The sequence below is a fragment of the Paenibacillus roseus genome (assembly GCF_016424485.1).
In the GTDB taxonomy this organism is placed as follows: domain Bacteria; phylum Bacillota; class Bacilli; order Paenibacillales; family Paenibacillaceae; genus Paenibacillus_D; species Paenibacillus_D roseus.
On the sequence record NZ_JAELUP010000020.1, the window covers coordinates 55,294 to 74,116 of the forward strand.

Here is an 18,823-nt window from a genome sequence, read left to right on the forward strand (position 1 = left end):
ATTGAGATTGGAGGAATGGCTTATTTCGATGTTCATACAATTTCGTTCACCTGCCCGATTCTGGACAGAAGCGCTTCCGATCGGAAACGGAAATTTAGGCGGCATGATTTTTGGCGGCGTGGAGAAGGAACGGATCGCTTTGAATGAGGACACGCTTTGGTCGGGCAATCCAAAGAACTGGAACAACCAGGTAGCAAACGAGGTTTTGTCTCGAATGAGGGAAAGCATCGAAGGCGAAAGGTATGCAGAAGCCGATCTGCTTGGAAAAGAAATGATGGGACCCTACACGCAATCTTATCTTCCCTTCGGCGACCTGCGATTGAAAATGGATCATGGAAACGTCTATAGCGATTATGAACGAAGGCTCGACCTCACGACGGGGGTTATTTCGGTCGTTTATCGCATCGGTGAAATTCAATACACGCGAGAAATATTCGCATCCTTCCCGGATAAATGCATCGTCGTCAGATTATCGTCCAGCAAGCCGGGGGCGCTAAGTTTCCTTGCTTCTTTGGAAGGTTCGCTGAGGTATGAATCTTTCGTTCAGTTCGACCAATTCATCGTTTCGGGTACCGCGCCTGAACAGATATCCCCGCCGTATTACGATGTGGATGATCCGGTTCGGTATGGAGACCCGGAGCACTCAAGCGCGTTACAATTTCATGGCCGGTTGGCGGTATCCCATGAGAATGGCGCGATCATTGCGGATACGAACGGGGTTCGCGTTCATGGTGCGACAACCGCGACATTGTATTTCAGCGCGGCGACCTCGTTCGATGCCGTCTTGAGAGCGAGCAACAAACAGAATCCGCCGGATAAATATACAGCCAGGGTGATCGAGGCGGTACTGAGTAAGCGTTATGAAGAAATTCGCAAGGATCATCTTGCGGATCATGCCGAATTATTTAATCGGGTTTCTTTGCAGCTCGGAGATCGCAAAACGCCGCTGGATATCCCTACGCCTGATCGCATTGCCAAATACGGCAGCGATGACCTCGGGCTGGTGGAGCTGCTGTTTCAATTCGGCAGATACTTGATGATTGCCAGCTCGCGTCCGGGGACACAGCCAGCGAACCTTCAAGGCATATGGAACGAGGAAACGCGAGCGCCATGGAGCAGCAACTACACCTTGAACATTAATACGGAAATGAACTATTGGCCTGCAGAATCCTGCAATTTGCCGGAGCTTCATGAACCGTTGATTGAATTTATAAGGCGCTTGGCTGCCAATGGCAAGAAGACCGCGCAAATCAACTATGGGGCAAGAGGCTGGGTTGCTCACCACAACTCGGACATATGGGGCCAAACGTCACCGGTCGGCGACTATGGACACGGAGATCCGGTATGGGCGCTCTGGCCGATGGGCGGCGTGTGGCTCACACAGCACCTGTGGGAGCATTATGCGTTTAGCGGCGACGAAACGTTTTTGCGGGATACGGCTTATCCTGTCATGAAGGAAGCGGCTCTCTTCTGTCTGGATTGGTTATACGAGAATAAGGAGGGCTGGTTGATTACCGCGCCTTCCACCTCTCCCGAGCATAAATTTCGCATAGCGGATGAGACATATGCGATAAGCGCCGCCACGACCATGGATATAAGCCTGATCGGGGAATTGTTCATGAATTGCCGACTGGCGGCAATTCAGTTACGGACGGATGAAGCATTCGTCCAAACGCTATCGGAGGCTTCCGAGAAATTAATGCCGCTGCAAATCGGCAGTCAAGGTCAGCTTCAGGAATGGTTCAAAGATTTCAGGGACGAAGATGAGCATCATCGCCATGTGTCTCATCTTGTGGGCGTTTACCCGGGGCGACTCATTTCGGAGCAAGCAAGCCCCTCCCTTTTTAATGCCGCCAAGACCTCGCTTGAATTGAGGGGCGATGGGGGGACAGGATGGAGCCTCGGCTGGAAAATCGGACTGTGGGCACGCTTCAAGGACGGCAATCGCGCGGAAAAATTGATTTCGAACCTGTTAACCTTGATCGACGGGGATGAGCCTCAGAATACTCAGCGGGGCGGCGTATACGCGAATCTGTTTGATGCGCATCCTCCTTTCCAAATCGACGGCAATTTCGCCGCTACATCAGGAGTAGCCGAGATGCTTCTTCAATCTCATCAAGGCTTTCTGGAATTATTGCCGGCTTTGCCGGATCGATGGTTTTGCGGAAAGGTGACAGGACTGCGTGCGCGCGGGGGATATGAGGTGGAGCTGGAATGGAAATCAGGACAACTAACGGGGGCAGCGATCTTGTCGAATCGGAATCAGACTTGTAAAATAAAGCTAAGTCAGCAAATCAACATCCTTGCGGAGGGTGAACCGATTCCCCTTCAAGTAGAAGAAGGGCTGGTCCGTTTCCAAGTTGAGAAGGGAAAGACTTATGTCCTGGCGGTGGTGTGAGTTACAGTCAGCACAGTTCAATACTCGGAAATGAGGAAGCGGATTATGAAATCACTACAACAATTGAAAAGTCAATACGTCCCGGTAGAGGTGCCGAAGCAATCGGCAGAGAAGATGCAGTGGTTCCGGGATGGCAAGTTCGGCATGTTCATCCACTGGGGGCTCTACTCCCTGCTTGGTCGCGGAGAATGGGTCATGTTCAATGAACGGATGGCTGCCGAACAGTATGCCGAACTCGCCAAGCAGTTCGACGCCTCGGGCTTTGATCCGAAAGCCTGGGCTAGAACGGCCAAAGAAGCAGGAATGAAATATATGGTGCTCACGACCAAACATCATGACGGCTTTGCTCTATTTCAGACGGAGGCAAGCGCGTTTAACAGTGTCAATTCCGCTGCGGGGAGAGATTTGGTCGCTGAATACGTGGAAGCTTGCAGAAGCGAAGGGTTAAAAGTCGGCTTCTATTACTCTCCGATGGATTGGCGCTTCCCGGGTTACTTTTTTCCGGAAATGTATATCAGCAGCGCGTTGGAAATGAAAGAACAATGCTGGACGCAAATTCGGGAACTGATGAGCAACTATGGAAAAATAGATATGTTGTGGTATGACGGGGAGTGGTTGGCGCATGGGGGCATTCACTACGACACTCGCATCCCGGGATGGATTACGAACAAAGAATGGATGCACGACGAGACGTATTTCAAAGTGAATTACTTCTGGGAGTCGGAACGGCTCAACGCGATGGTTCGTGAACTTCAGCCAGACATTATGATTAACAATCGGTCTGGTTGGGAAGGCGATTTCGTCGTTCGGGAACGTTCTATTGGAGAAATACGGACGGATAAGCCATGGGATTCCTGCGATTGCTTGGCCGATTCGTGGGGGTGGATGCCGGACCGCCAGATGCTCTCGCTGCGACAGCTTGTCGACAGATTCATCCGCATTGTCACGAGGGACGGCACTTTCTTGTTGAACGTCGGCCCTCAAGGAGCCGGCGAGATCGAGGCGGCGCAAGCGGAGCGCCTCAAGCAAATGGGGGACTGGTTGGCACGCTATGGAGAATCCGTATACGGAACGCGGGGCGGGCCCTTTCTTCCGGCTGCCTGGGGAGGCTCCGTCTACCGCGATTCCACGGTGTACCTGCACATTACGGAATGGGTGGATGATACCATTGTGCTGCGCGATGCGCCTCCCAATTTGTTGACGTCTAGCAGCTTGACTTCCGAGGGCGTCACAGTTAGCCGAACTGACGATAATAAGCTGCTGATAACTGTTCCTGAAGGCGAGCGTCATCCGCTTGATACGATCATCGTGCTGCAGTTCAAAGACCCGATTAAGTGGGAAGGGCATGCCGTTGAAGAACAAATTACGCATGGCCTGGGCGATGGCTTGGCATAACTTTGCACTTAGAGATAGAATAAGCTTGAGAGCTGAGGAGCTGGATCATGGGAAAATCGTTAAAAACCGACCGTTTTACACTAGGCGTCTGCTACTATCCCGAGCATTGGGACGAAGCGTTGTGGGAAGAAGATTTCCAGCGCATGAAAGCGATGCGCTTTGACATCATTAGAATTGCTGAGTTTGCTTGGGCGATTTTCGAGCCGGAGGAAGGGCGTTATGACTTCTCACTGTTCGATCGCGCGCTTGATGCCGCGCATCGCCATGGACTGAAAGTGATCATGGGGACGCCGACTGCGACGCCGCCGGCGTGGCTGACGACGAAATATCCCGAGGTGCTTAACGCGACAATCGACGGTCTGCCGTATCATCATGGGGCGCGTCGCCATTATAACTACAGTTCGACGAAATATCGGGAGCTGTGCGCGAATATTGTACGGCGGATGGCCGTGCATTTCAAGGACCATCCTGCGATTGTCGGGTGGCAGATCGACAACGAGTTCAACTGCCAGATCGATACGTACTACGCTGAAGCCGATCATCTCGCGTTCCGGGAGTGGCTGAAGCGCAAATACGGTACGTTGGACAAGTTGAATCAGGCGTGGGGGACGGTCTTCTGGAGCCAGACCTATACCGATTGGGAGCAGGTTCATCTGACACGTCGTGTCGTGTCCAATACGCCGAACCCACATCAGGCGCTGGATGAGAAACGATTCATTTCTGACAATACGATCGACTTTGCGAAGGTGCAGACCGATATTTTGCGCGACATTGCGCCGCACCACTGGTTGACGACAAACGGTCTGTTCGGTCATTTGGACAGCCATCGGCTGACGGACGAGCAGCTCGATTTTTTCTCGTATGATACGTATCCGTTGTTTGCGACGATTTTTAACGATCCAAATGAAGAGGAACCGCTCCTCGACCGAAAATGGAGTTTGAACCTGAGCGCTGTACGTGATGTAAGTCCTAACTTCTGTGTCATGGAGCAACAGTCGGGTCCGGGAGGATGGACGAACAGCATCGAGTTGCCTACGCCCGAGCCAGGGCAAATGCGGCTCTGGACGTACCAATCGATCGCGCACGGCGCGGATATGGTTCTGTTCTTTCGCTGGCGGACGGCAACGGTCGGTACGGAAATGTACTGGCACGGCATTAACGATTACCATAACCAGCCCAATCGGCGCGTGGCGGAAGCGACCATTATTGGCGAGGAATTGCAACGGCTTGGCGAAGGGCTCGTCGGCCGTCGGTACGTTGCCGAAGTGGCGTTGCTCGACGACTACGACAATGAATGGGACGGCGAGCACGACACCTATCCGGGCGCGCTGCGCGGCGCGAGCTACGGCGCGTGGTACAAGCAGCTCCAATACCGTCACATTCCGGCGGACCGGGTGAAGTTGCGGACGGGGGTCGGGCTGGACGAGCTGCGCAAGTACAAATTTGTCGTCTATCCGCATCCGGCGATTTTGACGGAGGAAACGGCAATGCTGCTGAAGGAGTACGTGAAAGGCGGGGGCAAAGTCGTATTCGGTGCGCGCACCGGGTACAAGGACGAAACCGGCCGGTGTCGGATGATGCCGTTCCCGGGTTATGCAGCCGAGCTGTGCGGCATTCATCTAGAAGACTTTACGCGTATTGCAGGTACAGTGAAGCCTGCGTTGGTCAGGATGGTTGGCGAAGCAGCAGGATTGACGGCGGGAGCGGTCGCGGAGGCTGCCTCAGAATTCCCTGCGATCAAGTTTAATGACATTATTGCGGTGGATCAACCGAGCGTGACGGTCGAAGCGGAATATACGACGGCTTATTACGCGGGCAAACCGGCCATGACCTGCAACCGCGTCGGCGCGGGTGAGGCTTGGTACTACGGCGCGGCGTTCTCAGAGGCGGTCGTCGACAAGCTGATTAATCGGCTCGGGCTGCAATCACCGGTCGCTGACTGGTGCGAGCTGCCGCGCCAAGTGGAGCTGGCTGTCCGCGTCGATGATGCCGGGGAAGCGTGGCATTTCCTGCTGAACTACGGGGCCAACGAAGCGTACATTCGCGTCGCAGAAGAAGTCGAGGACGTCATTAGCGGTGAATGGCTGACTGGCGATGCGACGATACCGGGGTACGGAGTGCGAATTTTGCGAAAGAGCGATAAAAGCTGATACTGGCTTGGAGACAGAGTCGATCAAATAAGTAGATAAAGCTTTGGAAGTTGATGTTATATTGAAGAAACCCGCCGATAAAGCGGGTTCTTTTGTTGTACACCCACATGGACGTCAAAAATCCGCAATGGATGCCGTTTGAGTGAATGTAGGCCCGCTTGTTTCTTGTGGCAGGAAAGCAGAAGTTTAACATCGTACATGCTTTCGTTTAAAGCCAAGTTTTCCTCTCGCTGCAGTCTTTTGAATATTTCCGACAGCGTTTAGGAACTTGCTTTTTCCCGTGTCACTTTTGACCTCTACCGGGCTTACTGCATTCCCTGTAGCCACCGCCTTGTCGTGAAGTGGTAAATAGGAAGTCGCCACCGTGTATATAAAATTGCTCATTGAATATTTCGTTCGCTCGGGAGCAGCGTGGATCGTATTCTCCACCTGTTCAAGCATCTTGGTAAGTTTGCTTTTCGAAAATTCGCTGTCCGGACGGCTCCCCAATAACCAGCAATAGCAACTCCAGCCTGCTGACATTCTCAGATCTTCGCCACTTGCAATCCACTTATCGGCAACCTCTTGCGCAATATCCGCTTCCGACAAAGTGACCGCTACTACAAAATCGGACAACATATAAAAATATGCCGAATCCAGCCAACGGTCATAATCCGCCTCAGTCATGGAATTTGGCTCAGCTATGATTCCGGCAAAGTACATTGCGTCGTAATTCCCCGAGGCATAAAGCTGCTCCGCCAAAGGTTGATTGAGCTTGGTCTTCTTGAAAATTGGTTTCATTTCTCCTGTCGCCACTCCAAAAAGCGGCTCCTGCGCGCCATTGGAAAGGTACATTTTCTTGAGTCGTTCCTTGCCGAGAGCTTCGAGTTCCTGCATCACCGTTTCTGAATTCATCGTTTTACACTTCCTTCGCCTGGAGGGTTGCCGATATATTTCTTAAGTATATGATACCTGACTCCACTCAAAGGTGCCACTGCCTAACCCACTCCCTATCAGCTTGCGCCGCTCGAACACAAGCTTTGCAAAAGGAACATGGGGAGGAAAATTCCATCCTGATTTTCAACCGCAGAAAATGATGTCACCACGTATCGCATTCTATAGGCCTATGGGACGATGAATTGTCCGTAAGTTTACTTTTTCCCAGCTGTCCAATAAATAATTTCAACTACCTGCTATCGAATATATAGTAAAATCATACTACACATATAGACCTATTGCGAGTATACTAAAAGAGTATATTCCAAAAATGGAAGGGGGAGGTAAGCCCTGCGTAGGTAAGTGCTTTTCGGCTTTAAATTTAGGGGAGGAGACATAATGGGGTACGGAATCCGGCTTCTGGTTTGGGGAAGCTATGCTTGCTTTGCCCGTTCCGATTATAAGGATAGACGGGTAAGCTATGATGTAATGACTCCTTCTGCTGCAAGGGGAGTCTTGGAGTCGATTCATTGGAAGCCAGCTATCCGATGGGTAGTCGATCGGATTGATGTCATCAATGAAATTCAGCTGGAGAGGGTTTCACGTATCGAGATGGACCCGACGGCTGCGGTATCCGGGCTCAGGGAGCCGATGAGCGGCAAGCGGCCGTTATTGTCTCCGATGCCCGCGGGAGAGCAGAACCTTCATGAGGGCCTGCTGCTGCGGGATGTGAAGTACGTCATTCATGCGCATTTTGTCATGACGCCGCGCGCTGGGGAGCAAGATCATCCGGAGAAGCACTATAATATTTTTTTGCGGCGCGCCCGCAAACGTCAGTGCTTTTACCATCCGTACCTCGGAGCCAGAGAGTTTCCGGCCATTTTTACCTTGCTTGAGGACCATGACATGACACCTTTATCCTGTTATAAAGATCAGCCCGACCGTGAGCTGGGATGCATGCTGTGGGATTTAGACTTCAAGCATGAAATGAAGCCTTTGTACTTCAAGGCTATTATGAGGGGAGGGACGATTGCCGTCCCGGATCTGCTGCAGAAGGATGCGAAATCCTGATCTGTCACGCAAAATACCCTGCCTGACATTAATGGGGCTTACTATATTAAGGAGGCATGGCAGACCGTAGCTTATGGTACGCGTCTGTCTTTTTTTTCGCGAAACGAAGCCTTCATCCGTCATAGGACGACAAAGCTGTTAACGCTTGTTGCCAATGTACGTCAGCAGCGCGATTCCGATGATGCCAATAATGCTTCCTGCACCTGCCGCTGCGCTGAGAATCCCAAATCCGAGACCGCGAAAGCCTCCCGAAGCCAGACTGATGATCAAGGCGATGATACTGATCAAAAGGACAAGCCCGGACGGGAAGAATAGCGAACGTAAGTTATTTGGTGAGCGCTGATAAGTAAAGTGGGCAATAATTAGCAGTGCGAGTGCAACGCCGCCGCTGACAGCAGCTAAAAACAATATGTCCACGTTCAACATCCCCTTGCAATGGCTATTTTTGTACCAGTATACCACAACGGGAATTCCATTTATTTGAATTGTTCCTTTCAACCGTTTAAAATAAAGATAACAACCAAGCGCCATTCGCGTTCTTCCAGCACCGTGAGGCCCGTTCATCTCAGCCAGCTCTAAAAATATGTAAAAGACAACAAAGAGGCTCTAGCTCGTGAATATCAGCTGGGGCCTCTTATGTTTTATTAATGGACGCCAGATAGAACAAGCGGGCATATAAGCCGACTCGCACATGAGAAGCCTCGGACAGGTTGGCTGACTTGCCAAGCTCTCTATACGAGTGCGAAAAGGAAGGTGATCTCTCCCACTTCAAGCCCAACAGGCTGAGTGAAGGCCGGTCGAAATTGATAGGATGCGGACAACTCGGCTGCACCCTGCGACCCGGACGGAGCCGATATATATTTTTTTCGGCGCGATCTTCCTTTCTTGCCGCGGCCCTTGACGGCTATGCCTTCGGGTTTAGATGGGCGGCGAACGGTCTGCCCCCCTTCAGGTCCGTTCAGCACGACCCGACCGCCGCGGCATGAATGCAGGACGCCGATATAATGGTGGCCTTTTTTGCTCACGGCGCATACAAGCTGTCCCCTAAGGGATTGAAGACGTTCCTCATTAATTGGAAAGATGCGTTCCATTTATAAAACACCTCCATCGAATTCTATGAGCAGTCTATGCAGGGCAGGGCATGTGCGTATAGATGGATACCCATTTTACACGATAAGAATTGAGGCGGAGAAGGAACAAGGCTTGCAATGTTCATAAAAACTCTGCACAGGAGGTAGGAGTCCGTATGGGAGTAAATATCATGCGAGGTCGAGCAGACAGGCGGCGGAAAGATAGAGGAAAGGCAATATTATTCTCCCTTCTTGCCGTACTCGCGTTGGGGGCGTGGCTGATCGGTACAGAAGGCGGTCAAAAAACGATGGATACTGCAATTGGCAGTGTATCGCCGCTTCAGCACGATGCGCTTGTACTTTGGGAGTGGGCGGACCCGCTGCTGGAGGGCGGGTCGACATCGGCAGCGTGGTCTTTCCGATGGGACGCGAAGGGTTCGGCTGCAAGAAGACAGGCGGACGAAGTAGCGGCTGCGCTGGGTCTTCCTGACGGCCCGGACACGCTCAAGGAAAATAGCGGCGGGGAAAAAGTGTGGCAAAGCTCGGATACGATGGAGTCGGCCCGGGTTACGTTATGGTATCGTACTCAGACGGAGGGCAAGGGCGGCGATCAGGGCTTGCTCGTGCTGCTGCTGGACAATGTGGAGGGGACGCCGCAAAGCCAGTTGGAGGAATCGTACGGCAAAATTGAGGAGGCGTTGAAGGATGCCGGTGTATCCGCATCACCAAGCGTGACCTTCCGCGGAATCGCGCAATCTGCGGACGCAGCGAACCAACTGGCGGAGAGGGCGGAGGCCCAGCGGCTAGAAAGTTATTCGGACAAGCATACCTTGAGCGAAACGTACTGGACTGAGCAATTGAACAGCGTGGCACAAAGCGGTATGTACAAGGTCAATTTGCAGCTGGCAACCCGGCAGGATCAAGAGATTGGGAAGACCCGATTGATCGTCGGCGTGCCGTTAATTACGGGCGATTATTTGCAGTAGAAGACAGGGAAATAAATACATTATATTAGAAAAATAATTGAAAATGAGTATGAGCGAGAAGACACAGTGAATTTGAGGATAAACTGTGGCCGAGTGATCAAAAATAATTGATGCTATCATTAGTTTTTTTTATGGAGCAATTCATAGCGATTCAGTGGCATATATGCTACACTACATAACATGTAACCTAATGAGATGGAACCTATAAAATGACATAGGAGAGAGTCTAGTACGATGACAGATCAACATAAATCAGAAGCTCTGCCGGCTTCAGGCGCTGTTTATTACTTATTCGGGGCGACAGGAGACCTTGCCAAGCGCAAGTTGTTCCCCGCGCTGTTCAGCTTATATAAGGAAGGCAAGCTCGCAGAGGATTTTGCAGTGGTCGGATTGGCGCGCCGCAGCCGTACAGATGAGCAATTCCAGGCCGAGGTTTATGAGTCCATCAACGAATTTTGCCGTTACAAGGCAGATGACGCAGAGCTTTGGAATCGATTTGCGCAGCATTTTGTCTATATGTCCTTGGATATCAACGATGTGGAAGGCTTCCGCGAGCTTACCCGTCTGTCTGAGAAGCTGGATGAGCGCTTTGACATTCCGGGCAACCGCCTGTTCTATCTGGCGCTGGCTCCTGAGCTGTTTGGCCCGGTTTCCTTCAATCTTCGCGACGGCGGTCTGCTGGAGAGCAAGGGCTGGCATCGTGTTGTTATCGAGAAGCCGTTCGGATACGACCTCCCTTCTGCCCAGAAGCTGAACGACCAGATCAATCAGGTATTCAAGGAAGAAGAAATTTTCCGTATTGACCACTATCTCGGCAAGGAAATGGTTCAGAACATCGAAGTCATCCGATTTGCGAACGCGTTTTTTGAGCCGCTTTGGAATAACAAGCATATTGCCAACGTGCAAATTACACTATCCGAAACTGTAGGGGTCGAGGACCGCGGCGGGTATTATGACAAATCTGGCGCCCTGCGCGACATGGGCCAGAACCACATGCTGCAAATGCTGACGATGATTGCAATGGAGCCGCCTAGCCGTCTGCATGGCGAAGATATCCGTGACGAGAAGGTGAAAGTGCTTCGTTCCCTTCGCCAATACGAAACGTTTGAGGATGTGCGCAAAAATGTCGTGCGCGGCCAATATTCGGAAGGTGTACACAAGGGCAAGCCGCTTCCGGGCTACCGCCAGGAAGAATCGGTTGCGGGCGATTCGGTCACCGAGACTTATTTTGCTGCCAAGGTTGCCGTCGATAATTTTCGTTGGGCGGGTGTGCCGTTCTACATTCGGACAGGCAAGCGCCTCCCGGTAAAAACTACTGAGGTTGTGATCGAATTCCAGAACATGCCGAACAATGTGCTGTTCGCAAGCCGTCACAATCTGGCGCCGAACTTGCTCGTTATTCGCGTTAACCCGATGGAGGGCATCTACATCAAAATCAATGCCAAGCAGCCGGGCTCGGATACGCAAATTCAGCCGGTGGCCATGGAATTCTGCCAAAGCTGCCAGGTCGGCATCAATACGCCGGAAGCGTATGAGCGCTTGATCTATGACGCGGCACGCGGCGACTCCACGTACTTCACGCGCTGGGATGAAGTATCCCATGCATGGGCATTCGTAGATAAGATCGCCGCTGCATGGCATGACGATACATCGGACATCCGTCCATATCCGGCAGGATCATGGGGGCCGACAGAAGCGAGCGATCTGCTGAAGCAGGACGGTTTCCGCTGGTGGCCGGTGAACGGCCAGGAAGAAGACAATGTCATTTGGGTTAGCAACACAGGCAAATAACGAAGCTGGTGCTTCGTTAATATAATGTACAATAAGGGCTGGGGGTTCTTCGATTGCTGAAGAGTCTCCAGCCTTGCAGCGTAAATTTGACCGAATCGGTCATCATCAATTTACTGAAATCTCAAGACGAGAGGACGGCTGGAATGAGTACGAATTTAGAGAATGACATTAAGCAGGAAGTGGAGCGGAGAAGAACCTTCGCCATTATATCTCACCCGGATGCGGGGAAAACAACACTAACGGAAAAGCTGTTGCTGTTTGGGGGCGCGATTCGTTTGGCCGGTACGGTCAAAGCGAGGAAAGCAAGCAAGCACGCGACGTCCGACTGGATGGAAATTGAGAAGCAGCGCGGAATTTCGGTTACATCCAGCGTCATGCAATTTGACTATCTGGGGCATCGGGTGAACATTCTGGATACCCCGGGTCACCAGGACTTCAGCGAAGATACCTACCGGACACTGACGGCTGCGGACAGCGCGGTCATGCTGATCGACGTCGCCAAAGGGGTGGAGGCGCAGACGATCAAGCTGTTCCAGGTATGCCGCAAGCGCGGGATTCCGATCTTCACCTTCATCAACAAGCTGGACCGCGAAGGGCGCAGCCCGTTCGAACTGATGGAAGAACTGGAGCAGGTACTGGGCATTCGCTCGGTGCCGATGAACTGGCCGATCGGAATGGGCCGTGAACTGTGCGGCGTCTATGACCGCATGAACAATCAGGTCGAGCTGTTCCAGGGGAATGACCATAGCAAGATTGAAGTGCGAAAGGTTGAAGATTACAATGATCCGATTATCCGCGAGATGGCGGGTGACTTTTTGCATGATCAATTGACAGGGGAACTGGAATTATTGGATGTAGCGGGCGATCAGTTCGATTACGAGAAGGTCAGCCGCGGCGAATTGACGCCGATCTTTTTCGGCAGTGCGGTTAATAACTTTGGTGTACAGACCTTCCTGGAGAACTTCCTGAAACTCGCGCCTTCGCCAACTCCGCGACAAAGCACCGAGCGGCTGGTAGAGCCGACAGAAGAGAAGTTCTCCGGCTATGTATTCAAAATTCAGGCGAACATGAACCCGGCTCACCGCGACCGGATTGCGTTCCTGCGCATTTGCTCCGGCCGTTTTGAGCGTGGAATGAGCGTCAAGCACGTGCGCGCGGGCAAGGACATCAAGCTGTCTCAGCCACAGCAATTTTTGGCGCAGGACCGTGATATCGTCGAGTCGGCTTATCCGGGCGACATTATCGGGTTATTCGACCCGGGAATCTTCCGGATTGGCGACACGCTATCCCAGGCGGGCGAGCTGACCTTTGATGAGCTGCCGACATTCTCGCCGGAGATTTTCGCGAAGGTCACGGTCAAAAATGCCCTCAAGCATAAGCAGTATCAGAAGGGAATCGATCAGCTGACAGAGGAAGGCACCATTCAGGTGTTCCACTCGACAAGCGGATTTGATGAGATAATTCTGGGCGTTGTCGGCCAGCTCCAGTTCGAAGTATTCGAATATCGGATGAAGGGCGAATACGGCGTAGATATCCAGCTGCATCGAATGACTTACCAATTCGCGCGCTGGCTGGTGGACGACAAGATCGATCCGTCCAAGTTCCGCATCAACTCGGTGCTGGTGAAGGATAAAAAGGATAATTACGTGGCGCTGTTCGAGAACGAGTACGCGATGCGTACAGCTATTGAGAAAAACCCGACTACGAAGTTTTTGGAGATGGCTCCTTAAAAATATACATGCAAGGCCCGCTATGCGGCATCTGTATGTCCCGGAAAACGTTCCGCAAGACATCTGAAGGCCGAGTGGCGGGCCTTTTGGCTTATCGTTCACTACGAAACGGAGTTTTGCCCGTTCAAGGACGGTAAAGCCGTCTACGCCTGATTCACTGGACGAATACAGATGAGTACTCATAATAGTAAAGCCGGGGTTTGAATTGCTGCTTGCTAGTATCGTTGTAGCGGTGTACCCGTTTGTAGAGGTAAAAGGCATCGATCGCCCACCAGAGCAAGGCAATAGGCAGACCTATAATCGTTAGAGATAATGCCAGAACGCCCCAGCCGCTTTTGCGTCTGCCCGTATAGAAGTGATGGCCGCCAAACAGGCCCAGGAAGTACCAGATCATATAAGCAAACACCACATTCTTGACCAGATGTGCAGGCGGCTGCTGGAATTCATTCAAGTCCGGCTGGGCAGGCCGCAAGGATGGATAATATGGCGTCAATAGAGAATTGTCCAGATTCAAAAGGTTTCACTCCCTTGCAATGCAGCTTGGTGTCTTGAAGCGCTCTTTGTATGCTATGAAGAAATTATATGGAATATCGAACGGTATCACAAGTTCCCCATTGACATGAAACAGCTTTCATGCAACAATGTACGCGTGTACATTATGGGCCAATGAAAGCGGAGGAATGCATCATAAGCAGAAGAGAAGTCGCAAAGCTGGCCGGCGTGTCGGAGGCAACAGTATCGAGAGTATTGAACGGCGTTGGCCCGATTCGGGAGGAAACGAAATTAAAAGTGCTGGAGGCGGCCCGGCAGCTTAACTATGTGCCCAATGTGCTTGCCCAGCAGCTGGCCCGCAGGAGAAGCGGGAACCTGGGCGTCATACTGCCTTACGTGCCGAAGGTCAAACTGTTCTCAACCTATTACTTCGCGGAAATCTTGAGCGGAATCGGGGAGACGGCAAGACGCATGGGCTATGATCTGTTGATTATCCCGCTGTCCCCGGTCGAAGCGCGGAGCTACACGAATCTGTTCCAGACGCAGAAGGTCGATGCTTGTATTATGCTGGGCTCGCAGGATTCGGCAGAGGAGCGGGAGGCGCTCAGACAGCTTCATGAGGAGGGCTATCCTTTTTGCCTGGTGAACCAGCATTTCGATGACGAGCCGTTCAAGACGATTGAGGCTGATCATGTCAAGGGTGGGCAGCTTGCTGCTACTCATCTGATCGAGAGGGGCTGCCGGCGCATTGCCTTTCTCAATGGCCCGAATGTTTATTCCAATAGCCGTGATCGGATGAAGGGCTACAGCCTGGCTCTTCAAGAGTACGGAATAGAACTGGATGAGCAGTTGCTTTATTTGGGAAACTACAGCCGCAAGAGCGGCTACCAGTACGCAGGGCAGCTTGCCGAGGCCATCCGGGAGGGGCAAGTGGACGGTATTGTAGCGGCGAATGATCGGATGGCGATCGGTCTGTTGCAAGGTTTGCGTGAGCATGGCGTAAAGCCAGGCAGGGATGCAGCCTTGATCGGCTATGACGATGCGGAAGGCGCGCGCTTTACAGAGCCGCAGTTGTCTTCCGTGGCCGTTCCCTTCTATGAGATGGGCGAGCAAGCTGCTCAGTGGCTGCTGGATAGCTTGCATGCGCCAAGCTTTCAGCCGGATGCAGCTGATTCTGGAGAACCGGCGGAGCATCAGGGGGCAAAGGATGCGGCGCAATCGGTCGTCCGGCTCCCGGTCCGGCTTGTCCCAAGAGCATCGTCGCTTCGTTATCCGAACTGGCAAGGAGATTCCTGATTTATCGCAAAACCAGTATATATGTGAAAGCCGGAATTATACGAATTGCTTGAATAACAAATGCATTCATTTCAATCGGGAGAGGTGCAAGTTCATGAGTAACGTTCGTATTGGCATGGTTGGCTATAAATTTATGGGTAAGGCGCACAGCAACGCTTATCGCGCGGTGCCGATGTTCTTCCCGGATGCGCTGAAGCCGGAGCCGAAGGTCATTTGCGGACGCGATCCGCAGGCCGTCGAGAAGGCCAGAGCGCAATTCGGTTGGGAGAGCGCAGTGACAGATTGGCGTGATCTGGTTAGCCGGGATGATATTGATCTGATCGACATTAATGCGCCGAGCGATGCGCACAAGGAGATTGCCTTGGCTGCTGCGGCTAACGGCAAGCATATTTTTTGCGAGAAGCCGCTGGCGCTCAATTTGAAAGATTCCAAAGAGATGCTGGAGTCGGCCGAGAAGGCGGGCATCAAGCATATGGTCGGCTTCAACTATCGGTTTGCCCCGGCTGTGCAACTGGCCAAGAAGCTCATCAGTGAGGGACGGATTGGCAAGATTTATCACTACCGCGCCTGGTTTTTGCAGGACTGGATTATTGATGAGCAATTCCCGCTCGTATGGCGTTTGCAAAAGGACATTGCCGGTTCGGGCTCGCATGGTGATCTGGGCGCACATTGTATCGATTTGGCCCGCTACCTGATCGGGGAGTTCAAGGAAGTCATCGGGATGAGCGAAACATTTGTGAAGCAGCGTCCGCTGCCGTCCGAGATGACGGGACTGACCGCCAAAGGCAACAAGGATGCACCGCTTGGAGATGTGACTGTTGATGACGCCACGCTGTTCATGACCCGGTTCGAGAGCGGCGCGCTGGGCAGCTTTGAAGCGACCCGCTTTGCCGCCGGACACCGCTGTACGAATGCATTCGAAATCAACGGGAGCAAGGGCAGCATCAAGTTCGATTTTGAGCGTCTGAATGAATTGCAAGTGTACTTCACCGGTGATGATGAAGATGTCCAGGGCTTCCGCCGTGTGCTCGTCACAGATGCGCCTCACGCTTATATGGATGCCTGGTGGCCGGCCGGACATACGATTGGTTACGAGCATACTTTCACCCATGAAATACATGAGTTTATGAAAGCGATCGAGGAAGATCGCCAGCCGGTCCCGAACTTCGTTGATGGCGTGAAATGCCAGGAGATTCTGGAGGCGGTCGACCGCTCCATCGAGGAGCGCAGATGGGTTGCGATTAAGGAACTGCAAGAAGAATAGCTGCAGGGCAAATATAGATTGGAGAGGCAGGCGTTGCATATGAAAAAAGCATTGATTGTATGGGGTGGCTGGGACGGTCATGAGCCGCAGCAGGTGGCAGGAATTTTTGCAGAGGTGCTGAAGCAGGAACAATTTGAAGTCGAAGTGTCCGATACCTTGGAGGCTTTTGCCGATGTGGAGAAGCTGAAGGGTCTCGATCTGATTATACCCGTATGGACGATGGGCCGGATTGAGCAGCACCTGGTTGACAATGTATCGTCTGCCGTGCAGAGCGGCGTCGGACTGGCAGGCTGTCACGGGGGAATGTGCGATGCGTTTCGCGAAAATGTCGACTGGCAGTTCATGACCGGCGGCAATTGGGTTGCTCATCCGGGCAATGACGGTACGGAATACGTGGTCCACATTAAGCAAGGCTCCAGCTCGTTAGTGGAGGGGATGAAAGATTTTACCGTGAAGTCCGAGCAATATTACCTGCATGTTGATCCTGCCGTTGAAGTGCTGGCGACAACTCGTTTCCCGGTCGCTGACGGCCCCCATGCAGCGAATGGGCCTGTGGATATGCCGGTCGTCTGGACGAAGCGCTGGGGAATCGGCCGCGTCTACTACAATTCGCTGGGCCATGTGGCGAATATTGTGGATTTGCCGGAAGTGAAGGAAATGATGCGCCGCGGATTCCTGTGGACAGCGGAAGGCAAAGAGCTTGCAGCCCGCCAGGGAGTTGAGGCAGGGGCGGCTTATACAGGCATGGCGGATAACCAGCTTTAAGTTTGAAGCGCAATGAATCTTGGATCACTTGCCATAGAGGCGGCACGGGTGGACTGGCCGCAGCAGCTTCGGATAACGTTCAGTTCATAATATTTCTTTGGAGAGGGACGGAAGATACGAGATGGGAAAAATGAAGGTAGGCATTATCGGATGTGGCAATATTAGCAGAATCTATTTTGAGAATCTGCAAAAATACGATGAGGTTGAAGTCTATGCCTGTGCGGACCTGGACGTCAGCCGCGCAGAGGCGCGGGCAGCCGAGTTTGGTATCCCGAAGGCGTACTCGGTCGAAGATCTGATCGCGGACCCGGTGGTGGAGATTGTCGTCAATTTGACAATCCCGCAGGCTCATGCGTCTGTATCGATTCAGGCGCTTGAGGCAGGCAAGCATGTCTATGTGGAGAAGCCGCTGGCTGTTACCCGAGAAGAAGGGCTGAAAATGTTGGAGACCGCCCGCAGCAAAGGAGTGCGTCTGGCAGGCGCGCCGGAGACATTCCTCGGCGGCGGCATTCAGACTTGCCGCAAGCTTATCGATGACGGAGCCATCGGCACGCCGATATCCGCGAGCGGATTTATGCTGTGCGGAGGTCATGAGGGCTGGCACCCGGACCCCGCTTTCTATTATCAGGTTGGCGGCGGGCCAATGTTCGACATGGGACCGTACTATCTGACCGCATTTGTAGCCCTGCTCGGCCCGATTCGCCGCGTGACCGGCTCAGCGGTCATCTCCTATCCAGAGCGGACGATTACGAGCGAGCCGAAGCGCGGACAAAAGGTCAAGGTGGAAACGCCGACTCATCTGGCGGGTGTCCTCGACTTCGAGAGCGGCGCGGTTGGCACGCTCATTACAAGCTTCGACGCAATCGCGGGAACCTCGTTGCCGAATATCGAGATTCACGGCAGCGCGGGCACGCTGCTCGTTCCCGATCCAAACGGCTTCGGCGGCACGGTGAGACTGCGCCGGGCAGGGAGCCACGAGTGGGAGGAAATCCCGCTGACTCATGGCTATACAGACAATAACCGCGGCATTGGCGTTGCCGACATGGCCCGCGCCATCCGTGAAGGCGGACAGCACCGCGCCAATGGAGAGATGGCTTACCATGTGCTGGAGGCGATGCACGGTTTCCATGATGCATCTTCCGAAGGACGCCATTATGTGATGCAAAGCAGCTGCCAGCGTCCGGCTCCTATGTCCCCATTAGCACCCTGATAACTGGGAAAAAGATGAATATGTCATATATGCTCCCGTCCACTGGACGGGAGTTTGTTTTAAACACGAACTTTCAATTCGAAAATAATTGGAATGTTCGTGTTTTGGCGTTGACAAGCCTTGTAAGGATTGCTAAACTAAAAGAGGTTATTTTGCGTGTGCAGGGGCAGGGAGTATGAGCCCCGATTGCCGTCGATATTTGGATACTCGTATAAATTTGGGGATATGGCCCGAAAGTTTCTACCCGAGAACCTTAAATTTTCGGACTACGAGCAATGTATAAGGAACAG

The 18,823-nt window shown here is 52.6% G+C and carries 15 protein-coding genes and 1 riboswitch; of the genes, 11 read left to right on the forward strand and 4 right to left on the reverse strand.

The genetic code is table 11. The annotated features are described in order from the left end of the window. Positions 1-28: 28 nt before the first annotated feature. The 3 genes from JFN88_RS07465 to JFN88_RS07475 are packed head-to-tail and all read left to right on the forward strand — an operon-like array spanning position 29 to position 5,943. Positions 29-2,398, forward strand: coding sequence for a glycoside hydrolase family 95 protein (locus tag JFN88_RS07465; RefSeq protein ID WP_199018701.1), 2,370 nt, complete (start codon positions 29-31; stop codon positions 2,396-2,398). Positions 2,399-2,443: 45 nt separating this feature from the next. Next, entirely contained in the window at positions 2,444-3,793 is a 1,350-nt protein-coding gene (locus JFN88_RS07470) for an alpha-L-fucosidase (protein ID WP_199018702.1), read from the forward strand. 47 nt (positions 3,794-3,840) lie between these two features. Continuing rightward, a complete protein-coding gene (locus tag JFN88_RS07475) occupies positions 3,841-5,943 on the forward strand; it encodes a beta-galactosidase (protein ID WP_199018703.1) in 2,103 nt (700 codons plus the stop codon). Between the two features lie 186 nt (positions 5,944-6,129). Here JFN88_RS07475 and JFN88_RS07480 read toward each other — a convergent pair whose 3' ends face one another. After that, entirely contained in the window at positions 6,130-6,837 is a 708-nt protein-coding gene (locus JFN88_RS07480; RefSeq protein WP_199018704.1) for a DNA alkylation repair protein, read from the reverse strand. Between the two features lie 420 nt (positions 6,838-7,257). Between JFN88_RS07480 and cas5c the strand changes: the two genes are divergently transcribed. Then, positions 7,258-7,929 carry a type I-C CRISPR-associated protein Cas5c gene (cas5c, locus tag JFN88_RS07485; RefSeq protein WP_199018705.1) on the forward strand — a complete coding sequence of 224 codons (672 nt, stop codon included), beginning with the start codon at positions 7,258-7,260 and terminating at the stop codon, positions 7,927-7,929. 138 nt (positions 7,930-8,067) lie between these two features. Here the strand turns inward: cas5c and JFN88_RS07490 are convergent, their stop codons facing one another. Together JFN88_RS07490 and JFN88_RS07495 are read right to left on the reverse strand one after the other, a co-directional pair. Beyond that, the gene (locus tag JFN88_RS07490; protein WP_199018706.1) at positions 8,068-8,346 is read right to left on the reverse strand and encodes a YesK family protein; all 279 of its coding nucleotides are present in this window, start codon (positions 8,344-8,346) and stop codon (positions 8,068-8,070) included. A 314-nt stretch (positions 8,347-8,660) separates the two neighbouring features. Continuing rightward, positions 8,661-9,020, reverse strand: a complete 360-nt coding sequence (locus JFN88_RS07495; RefSeq protein WP_199018707.1) for a hypothetical protein — start codon at positions 9,018-9,020, stop codon at positions 8,661-8,663. A gap of 155 nt (positions 9,021-9,175) precedes the next feature. Between JFN88_RS07495 and JFN88_RS07500 the strand changes: the two genes are divergently transcribed. The 3 genes from JFN88_RS07500 (at position 9,176) to JFN88_RS07510 (ending at position 13,506) form a co-directional block, all read left to right on the forward strand. Next, a complete protein-coding gene (locus JFN88_RS07500) occupies positions 9,176-9,985 on the forward strand; it encodes a YwmB family TATA-box binding protein (RefSeq protein WP_199018708.1) in 810 nt (269 codons plus the stop codon). Between the two features lie 234 nt (positions 9,986-10,219). Next, entirely contained in the window at positions 10,220-11,776 is a 1,557-nt protein-coding gene (gene zwf, locus JFN88_RS07505; protein ID WP_199018709.1) for a glucose-6-phosphate dehydrogenase, read from the forward strand. 143 nt (positions 11,777-11,919) lie between these two features. After that, positions 11,920-13,506 (forward strand): peptide chain release factor 3, encoded by a 1,587-nt coding sequence (locus JFN88_RS07510; protein ID WP_199018710.1) that lies wholly within the window; start codon positions 11,920-11,922, stop codon positions 13,504-13,506. A 154-nt stretch (positions 13,507-13,660) separates the two neighbouring features. Here JFN88_RS07510 and JFN88_RS07515 read toward each other — a convergent pair whose 3' ends face one another. Then, positions 13,661-14,020, reverse strand: a complete 360-nt coding sequence (locus tag JFN88_RS07515; protein ID WP_199018711.1) for a TM2 domain-containing protein — start codon at positions 14,018-14,020, stop codon at positions 13,661-13,663. Positions 14,021-14,139: 119 nt separating this feature from the next. Here JFN88_RS07515 and JFN88_RS07520 point away from each other — a divergent pair, with 119 nt between their 5' ends. From JFN88_RS07520 to JFN88_RS07535, 4 genes are all read left to right on the forward strand, one after another. Then, positions 14,140-15,294, forward strand: a complete 1,155-nt coding sequence (locus JFN88_RS07520) for a LacI family DNA-binding transcriptional regulator (RefSeq protein WP_233167540.1) — start codon at positions 14,140-14,142, stop codon at positions 15,292-15,294. A 94-nt stretch (positions 15,295-15,388) separates the two neighbouring features. Next, positions 15,389-16,558 carry a Gfo/Idh/MocA family protein gene (locus JFN88_RS07525; protein WP_199018712.1) on the forward strand — a complete coding sequence of 390 codons (1,170 nt, stop codon included), beginning with the start codon at positions 15,389-15,391 and terminating at the stop codon, positions 16,556-16,558. A 39-nt stretch (positions 16,559-16,597) separates the two neighbouring features. After that, positions 16,598-17,323: a ThuA domain-containing protein gene (locus JFN88_RS07530; protein WP_199018713.1), complete on the forward strand. Its 726-nt coding sequence runs from the start codon at positions 16,598-16,600 to the stop codon at positions 17,321-17,323. A 121-nt stretch (positions 17,324-17,444) separates the two neighbouring features. Further along, positions 17,445-18,533, forward strand: coding sequence for a Gfo/Idh/MocA family protein (locus JFN88_RS07535; protein ID WP_199018714.1), 1,089 nt, complete (start codon positions 17,445-17,447; stop codon positions 18,531-18,533). 187 nt (positions 18,534-18,720) lie between these two features. Further along, a riboswitch (purine riboswitch) is annotated at positions 18,721-18,822 on the forward strand. Position 18,823: the final 1 nt, after the last annotated feature.